This is a genomic window from Roseovarius sp. BRH_c41 (assembly GCF_000961715.1).
Taxonomy (GTDB): Bacteria; Pseudomonadota; Alphaproteobacteria; order Rhodobacterales; family Rhodobacteraceae; genus Roseovarius.
Genome location: NZ_LADY01000061.1, coordinates 143,230 through 150,668, shown reverse-complemented (window position 1 = coordinate 150,668; position 7,439 = coordinate 143,230). Strand labels below are relative to the sequence as shown.

The 7,439-nt window shown below is 64.4% G+C and carries 10 protein-coding genes; 5 read left to right on the top strand and 5 right to left on the bottom strand.

Annotated features, from left to right (window positions below; all coding sequences use genetic code 11):
* The coding region (locus VR71_RS19890) for an FHIPEP family type III secretion protein (protein ID WP_045686262.1) at positions 1-1,030 on the bottom strand (1,030 nt) is incomplete at its 3' end.
* A gap of 164 nt (positions 1,031-1,194) precedes the next feature.
* Between VR71_RS19890 and VR71_RS19885 the strand changes: the two genes are divergently transcribed.
* Genes VR71_RS19885 through VR71_RS19865 form a run of 5 tightly spaced genes read left to right on the top strand, consistent with a single transcriptional unit; the run spans position 1,195 to position 4,257 of the window.
* The gene (locus VR71_RS19885; RefSeq protein ID WP_045686261.1) at positions 1,195-1,713 is read left to right on the top strand and encodes an LPP20 family lipoprotein; all 519 of its coding nucleotides are present in this window, start codon (positions 1,195-1,197) and stop codon (positions 1,711-1,713) included.
* A gap of 15 nt (positions 1,714-1,728) precedes the next feature.
* A complete protein-coding gene (locus VR71_RS19880) occupies positions 1,729-2,805 on the top strand; it encodes a flagellar assembly protein T N-terminal domain-containing protein (protein WP_296430648.1) in 1,077 nt (358 codons plus the stop codon).
* A complete protein-coding gene (flgA, locus tag VR71_RS19875; protein WP_045686259.1) occupies positions 2,802-3,500 on the top strand; it encodes a flagellar basal body P-ring formation chaperone FlgA in 699 nt (232 codons plus the stop codon). Before VR71_RS19880 ends, flgA begins: the two co-directional genes overlap by 4 nt.
* A 60-nt stretch (positions 3,501-3,560) precedes the next feature.
* Positions 3,561-3,863 carry a flagellar biosynthesis anti-sigma factor FlgM gene (gene flgM, locus VR71_RS19870; protein WP_009815688.1) on the top strand — a complete coding sequence of 101 codons (303 nt, stop codon included), beginning with the start codon at positions 3,561-3,563 and terminating at the stop codon, positions 3,861-3,863.
* 13 nt (positions 3,864-3,876) lie between these two features.
* Positions 3,877-4,257: a hypothetical protein gene (locus tag VR71_RS19865; protein ID WP_009815687.1), complete on the top strand. Its 381-nt coding sequence runs from the start codon at positions 3,877-3,879 to the stop codon at positions 4,255-4,257.
* 70 nt (positions 4,258-4,327) lie between these two features.
* Here the strand turns inward: VR71_RS19865 and VR71_RS19860 are convergent, their stop codons facing one another.
* The 4 genes from VR71_RS19860 to VR71_RS19845 all read right to left on the bottom strand — a co-directional run bounded on the left by VR71_RS19860 (position 4,328) and on the right by VR71_RS19845 (position 7,104).
* Complete coding sequence (locus VR71_RS19860) at positions 4,328-4,630, bottom strand: 4a-hydroxytetrahydrobiopterin dehydratase (protein ID WP_009815686.1); 303 nt, start codon at positions 4,628-4,630, stop codon at positions 4,328-4,330.
* A complete protein-coding gene (locus VR71_RS19855; protein ID WP_045686258.1) occupies positions 4,627-5,811 on the bottom strand; it encodes a GNAT family N-acetyltransferase in 1,185 nt (394 codons plus the stop codon). The genes VR71_RS19860 and VR71_RS19855 overlap by 4 nt, the downstream gene beginning before the upstream one ends.
* A gap of 67 nt (positions 5,812-5,878) precedes the next feature.
* On the bottom strand, positions 5,879-6,646 hold the full coding sequence (locus VR71_RS19850; RefSeq protein WP_045686257.1) for a glycerophosphodiester phosphodiesterase family protein: 768 nt from the start codon (positions 6,644-6,646) through the stop codon (positions 5,879-5,881).
* Entirely contained in the window at positions 6,643-7,104 is a 462-nt protein-coding gene (locus VR71_RS19845; protein WP_045686256.1) for a RidA family protein, read from the bottom strand. Before VR71_RS19845 ends, VR71_RS19850 begins: the two co-directional genes overlap by 4 nt.
* Positions 7,105-7,439 lie beyond the last annotated feature (335 nt).

Below are 7,439 nucleotides of genomic sequence, written 5' to 3'. Positions count from 1 at the left end.
CGGCACGCCGGGGCGGTGCGCCCAGTGCGGGAGCGGGTGCGGCGGTCTCGCCGGGGGCGCGCTGATGGCGAGTGACCCAGGCCACGCCGCCCGCTGCGAGAGCTGCCACGATGAAGAGCAGGTTGGGCATGCCGGGAATGAGACCCATGATGGCCATGACCGCCGCCACTGGCAGCCATGCCCGGTGCATGCCGATCTGGGTGCCGATATGGCCCGCCATGTCCTGCGTCGAGGCCACGCGGGTGACGATCACAGCCGTGGCGATGGAGAGCAAGAGCGAGGGGATCTGAGCCACAAGGCCGTCCCCGATGGACAAAAGCACATAGGTTTCCGCCGCCTGCCCGAGGGAGAGCCCGTGTTGCGACGTGCCAATGACGATGCCGCCCAGAATATTGGCGGCGAGGATCAGGATACCGGCGACCGCATCGCCCTTGACGAATTTAGAGGCACCGTCCATCGCACCGTAGAAATCGGCCTCTTCGCCGACTTCGGCGCGGCGGGCGCGGGCCTGTTCAGGCGTCAGGAGGCCCGCGTTCAGATCGGCGTCGATGGCCATCTGTTTGCCAGGCATGGCGTCGAGCGTGAAGCGGGCCGAAACCTCGGACACGCGGCCAGCCCCCTTGGTGATGACCATGAGGTTGATGATCACGAGAATGACAAAGACCACCAGACCAACGGCGAAATTGCCTGCGATCACGAAATTGCCAAAGGCTTCGATCACCTTGCCCGCAGCCCCGCTGCCCTCGTGCCCGGAGGTCAGAACGATACGGGTCGAGGCCACGTTGAGCGCGAGGCGGAACACGGTGGCGATCAAAAGGACCGAGGGAAAGGACGAGAAATCCAGTGGGCGGTAGCTGTAGAGCGAGACCATCAGCACCAAGAGCGAGAGCAGGATGTTGAAAACAAAGAAGATATCCAGAAGTGCCAAGGGCAGCGGCAGCACCATCATCGCCACGATGGCGAGAATCCCCACGGGCAGCAGGCCAGCCCCGAAATTCGGGCGGTGTGAGGCACGGCTCAGCGTGGCCATTGGGTGATCCTTGTGTTGCGTCGCATCGCAGGGATCGGTGCAAATCGCGTGCCAAATCGCGCGGTTAGAGCGGGCGCGAGACAGGTGGTTTCAGGGGTGGCACGAGCCTTGCACGCAAAGGGATGAAAACCCGGCCCGTCCGGCCCTGTCGAAAGAGGTTCCCCATGTCGCCCAAGATGCTCTGTTCCATTCTGTTGCCGCTGGCACTGTTGCCGCTTGGGGCCTGCATGGCCCCCTCGCGCGCGGTCGATGCCCTGCCGGACGATGCCAGTGCGCGCACCCAAGCGGTGGCGCAACTCAAGGACGATCTGTCAGGTGCGCCGGTCAGCGCCGCAGGCACGGCACCCCGAGCGGTGCAATTCACCGGGCTGGGCCTGTCGCAGGTCTCGACCCAGCCGGGCACGTCGATCAACGAGCGCCGCCTGATGGCGATCCGTGCCGCGCGGCTGGAGGCGATGCGCGATCTGACCGAGCAGATTCACGGTCTCCAGATCAGTTCCGAGAGCACGTTACGCGATCAGGTGTTGCGCAGCGATACCGTGCGCGGGCTGGTGGCCGGTGAAATCCGGGGCGCGCGCACGCTGCGGATCACGCCCAAAGGCGACGATTCCTTTGAAGTGGTGATGGCGCTCGATCCCGATACGGTCAGCTATATCCTGCGCGCCGTGGGTCAGCGAGGCTGAGCCATGTGGGGGCATGTGACACGTTTGCAGTTCTGGTTTCTGGTCCTGTTGGGAGCCGTGTTCTGTACGGCGGCAGAGGCGAAGGACGCGACACTTTGGGTCGAGGCGGAGGGGCGGGCCTATGTCGCCTCTGCCGCTGATCAGGATGCCGCCCGTCGCCGCGCGATTGGCGAGGCGCTGGTCTCGGCGGCCCTCGCAGGGGGCGCAAGTCTGAAGGGACATACCGCCATGGACAAGGGCCGGATCACGGCCGATCTGACGATCTTGCGCCCGACGGGCCGCATCCTGACGCATCGGATTCTATCTGCGGCCCTTCAGGACGGGCAATGGGTAGTGCGGGTCTCGGCGGAGGTCGGGCCGATGCCGGTCGGGGCCTGTGCGTCGCGCCGGCGCATGACAGTCAGCGCAACGCGGCCGCAAATCCGGGTGACGCCTGAGGCCTCGGCCTGGGCTGAGCCCTTGGCGGAGGGATTGGCGCGCGATCTGATGGAGCTGCTGCGCGCGCATCCCGACACGGATCTGGAGCGGATCGCGCCGATGTCCACGGCACCTGTGGCGGCGGCGCTGGATTATAACACGCTCACGCGCGGTCAATCGCTGCCTGCTGCGGGGGATCATCGGATGAACCAGAGCATCACTGTGGAGCGACAGGGCAAGACGCTGCGTCTGGCGCTGGAGGTGGCGGTGATCGGGCCGGATGGCAATGGTGTGCGACGCCGGATTGAGCGTCAGGCGGCGGTGCCGCGCGGTGGGGTCGCGGGTCTTGTTTCGGGGCAGAACCGCAGCAGTGCCGAGGCGGATCTCACCGCTGGCGTGTTGCAGGAGGTGCGCGCGATGCTCGATGGTCTGGTCTGTCAGCCCGCCGAGGCGCGTCTGGCACTCGGGTCTGACGGGCTGAGCGTGCCGCTGGGGCGGCGTCATGGCCTGACGCGGGCCAGCCTTGCGTTTGTGGATGATCCTAATGATGGCTTTGGTCTCTTGGAAGTGGTTGCGCTGGACAAGAGCCGGACCACGCTGCGTCCGCTGGACCCAAGCCGCGCGCTGGCGAGTTTCAATGGTTTGCGGGTCTATTTCGTCGAGGCGGGCCTATGATCCGGATCGGATTTGGGTTGGCTGTGGCGTGTCTCGTGCCGATGGCGGCTATGGCCTTGGACGGGCGCGAGGTTCGGGTGCTTGTCGAGCAGGCGCTGACGGCGGCTGGGCAGGGGGGGCGGCCGGTGCTGTCGGCGCATCGCGCCTATCCCCCCTGTCCGGTTGCGCCAAAGATTGCACCGCATCAGGGTGGCTGGCAGGCGGTGAGCCTGAGCTGTGACGGGCCGGGCGGTTGGACGCGCGTGATCCGCATTGAGGGTGGCGAGGCCGCGCCGCGTTTACCGGGTGCCTCTGGCGCCAGGGAGCAGCGGGCCGCGCTGGTGCTGGCCGAGAGCCTGCCACGCGGCACAGTGTTGCGGGCAGAGCATCTGCGCGAGGCCGAGATCGCCACAAAGGGTCAGGGTGATCTGGTGGAGGCCGCTGAAACGGCGATCGGTCGCCGCCTCAAGAGCAATCTGGGTGGCGGGCAACCTCTCTTGGTGCGGCATCTGGAGCATGACTGGCAGGTGGAGGAGGGCGGTCCCGTGACCATTGTCACGGCTATGGGCGGCATTCGGATCGAGGCGGCCGGTGTCGCGCTTGAGGCCGGACAGGTGGGGCAGGCAATCCGTGTGACCAATGCCGGGAGCGGTGACGTGGTGCATGTGACGGTGACGGGGCGCAACAAAGTGACAGTTCGGCCTAACATCCGCTGAACCCCCGCCGTTCTTGACTATAAGAACCGCGCCCTGATGGCGTCCCACCGGAGAGATCCAATGGTCGATTCAGTCAACTCTTCCCACGCCGCGCGACCGCGGCTGATGCCGGTTTCGACCGAGAGCGCGCCGGGCGGTGCCAGCGGCACGCGAGCGCATCAGCCTGTGAGTTCCGTGGATTCCGTCAAGCTCAGCACGTCTGCCTCGATCGGAGTGATCGAGCGCATGGTCGACCAAGGCCCGCCGTTTGATGCCGAACGCGTCTCGCGGATCAAGGACGCGGTCGCCAATGGCAACTATCCGGTGGATGCCAAGCGCATCGCCGACAGTATTTTTCAGGATTACAGCGCGATGATGCGCTGAGACGAGGGCAGACATGACTAATTTTGAGATTACCCTCTACGCGCTGACGGTGCTTTGCATGATCGCGCTGCCGCTCTTGCTTGCCGTGTCGCTCCGGATGGCGCGGATGGTGGCGCATTTGAGCGGCCAGGTGCTGCGGCTGAGCGAGGCTGAGATCGAGCATATCGCCCGACGTTTGGGGACCCGGCTTGGGCTGGGAGAAGAGGCGTCCTTGGTCAGCATCGCGGATCGCATGGACGAGATGCGCCGTGATTTCGACTGGCTGGTGAGTGACCGTATGATCGAGCAGGCCATCGACATGGCGCGGTTTGGGCAAAAGCCCGATGCCATCACACGCAATACCGGGATCAGTGCCTCGGAACTGGAGGCAATCCGGAAGTTGCGCAAGCATTGAGATCGGGGCAGTGGGGCCTGTCTGGACCACGAAGTGATCCGCCCCGGCCAAGTGCCGGGGCGTTTTCGTTTTAGGTCTGCGCCGCCAACCCATCGAATTTGCGGGCGAGTTTCACGTCCAAGCTGCTGAGACCGCTCACATCATGGGTGGTGAGCGTCACCTCGACCCGGTTGTAGACATTGAACCATTCGGGATGGTGATTCCATTTCTCTGCCCAGAGGGCGGCGCGGGTCATAAAGCCCATGGCCTCGACAAAATCGCCAAACTTATAGGTTTTGTGGATCGCGTCGCGGCCCTCGGTCATGGCCCAGCCATTCCCGAGCAAGGGCTCCAGGGTGGTCTTGCGGGCGGTGTCGCTGAGTTTTTCGGTCATTCGTGATCCTCCTGTGTCGTCTTGCGGAAGGGCCCATAGCTGGTGAGGATGTCGATATCCTCGTCGACGGCGGCACGTTCGGCCTTGAGATACTGCGCGACCGCCTCGGCAAAGCCCGGATCGCGCAGCCAGTGCAGCGAATGTGTGGCCACTGGCAGATAGCCGCGCGCCAGTTTGTGTTCACCTTGTGCCCCAGCCTCTACCCTTTGCAGGCCCTGTTCAATGGCGAATTCGATCGCCTTGTAATAACAGAGTTCAAAATGCAGGCAGGGGTGATCCTCGATGCAGCCCCAGTAGCGGCCATAAAGCGCCGATGCGCCGATGAAGTTCAGGGCGCCAGCCACGGGCTGTCCGTCGCGCAGGGCGAGGACAAGCAGGATATCGTCGCGCAGGGTGTCATGGGCCTGGTTGAAAAAGGCGCGGGTCAGATAGGGCGTGCCCCATTTGCGCGCGCCGGTATCCTGATAAAAGGTCCAGACCGCATCCCAGTGTTCGGGCTGGATCTGATCGCCGGTAAGGGTCACGATCTCGCCGCCGAACTCTGCGGCGCGGGAGCGTTCCTTGCGGATCGCCTTGCGTTTGCGAGAGGACAGATCCGCGAGAAAGCTGTCAAAATCGGCGTAATCGCGATTGAGCCAGTGATATTGCTGGGTGCGGCGGGGCATGAGACCATGGGCGGCACCTGTCTCGACCTCTTGCCCGGTGCAAAAGGTGATGTGCAGCGAGGAGAGCGCATTGCGTGTCGCCACATCGACCGCGCCCTCGATCAGCGCGGCCCGGCCTATATCCTCATATCCGGGACGGGTGAGCAGGCGGCGGCCTGTGGCCGGGGTGAAGGGCACGGCGATCTGGAACTTCGGATAGTAGCGCCCGCCCGCGCGCTCGTAGGCATGCGCCCAGTTGTGATCGAAGATATATTCGCCCTGAGAGTGGGATTTCAGGTAAAGCGGCGCGCAGGCGATGATTTGGCCGTTCTGTTCGGCGCTCAGGTAATGGGGTTGCCACCCGCTGCCGGTGCCGACCGAGTGACTGTCCTCCAACGCCGCGAGAAAGCGATAGGTGGTGAAGGGATCCTCTGGCCTGCCGGTTGCGGCCTCGGGGCAGGCGCAGGCGTCCCATGCGGCCTGCCCAATGTCGGACAGGCGATTGTGCAGGGTGATGGTGATTTGATCGTTCGTCATCTGCGGTGACTGCCCTTGCCCCGATTGCCATTGCCCGCTGGGTTATCTGGACTGCGCGGGAGGCGGTTCAAGCGGGGAAATCCGGCAGGTAGCGCTCAAAGGTGATATTGTCTGCACGTTTGCGGGCTTTTGCCTCGGCTTGCGGGCTGCGGACGGTCCAGCAAAGGAGTGTCGCGCCGTCAGAGCGCAGAGCGTCAAGGCGGGCTCTGTCCAGATCGGCGATGTCATGGCTGACAAAGCAGGCGCGGGTGGCGTCATAATCGGGAATGTCGCGCAGGTGGGTGCGGACGGCCTCGGGCAGGAGCGGCCAATCTTTGGCCGTATAGGCGCAGGTGACGATGCCGCGCGGAACGTCCGGGGCGAGCGAGAGCATCCGCGCCACCATATGCGGGTTGAAAGACATGACGGCGACGGGACCGTCATAATGGGTGAGGGCCGCGGCGGTCGCGGCCTCGAGCGTGCCGCAGCTCTCGCCCATCTGGCCGTGCTGATCCTTGAGTTCAATCAGCAGCGGCACGCGACCCGCGACAAGGCTGAGGATTTCGGGCAGATCGGGAATGCCCTCGTCGCCGCCCAAGAGCGCAATCTGCGCCAGATCAGCGGCGTCGCGTTGGCGAATGGGGCCTTTGGCAGCGGTGAGGCGGCCAAGGTCGTAGTCGTGAAACACCATCGCCTGATTGTCGCGACTGAGTTGCAGGTCGATCTCGATCCCGTAGCCTGCGGCGATGGCCGCCGTGAGGCCTGCGCGGGAATTCTCGGGGCGGCCTTGGGTCAGATCATGCAGCCCGCGATGGGCGAGAGGGAGGCGACGGAACGCGTCGGGGAGGACGTTCATTTGATCTGGAATATCCCGTCAATTTCCACCGCGACGCCAAAGGGCAGCGACGGGGCGGACACAGCGGCGCGGGCGTGTTTACCCGTCTCTCCCAACGCCTCGCCGATGAGATCGGACGCCCCGTTGATGACGGCGGGCTGCTGGGTGAAGTCGGCGGTGGAATTGACGAAACCGGTGAGTTTCACGACGCGCACCAGGCGGTCGAGATCGCCACCGCAGGCCGCCTTGACCTGAGCCAGAAGCGCAATCGCGCAGGCGCGGGCAGCCGCGGCCCCGGCGGGGATATCGAGATCAGCGCCGAGTTTGCCGGTCAGCAGAGTGTCGCCGTCCTTGGCGATCTGGCCTGAGACAAAGAGCATGTCGCCCGCCAGAACATAGGGTACGTAATTTGCGGCAGGGGCCGGGGCTTTGGGCAGGGTCACGCCCATTTCGGCAAGTTTCTTCTCGAACTGGCTCATCTCTCTGTCTCCCTTGTGGATGTGTCGCGGCGACGCTAGCCGCAGAGCGCGGGGAAGGAAATCGAAAATCCTGACTCTGTCTGAATTGCGCGGCGGGTTTCGTTTTGGCGGGGCGGGGTGAGGGGGACTTTTGGGCCTGAAGGGGACATTGGTCCCAAGCGCTTACGCGCGGAATCAAGCCCGAAGGGCGCCGCGCGATCGCTGGGCCGTCCGTCGCACCGAAGGTGCGCCGCTTTTTCTCGGCACGCCTTCGGCGTGACGGCCTAGCGATTTTGAGATGTAGTGCATCTCTTTGAAGTCATACGGAGGTTGCTTGCATTAAGGGGCAGTTGCCG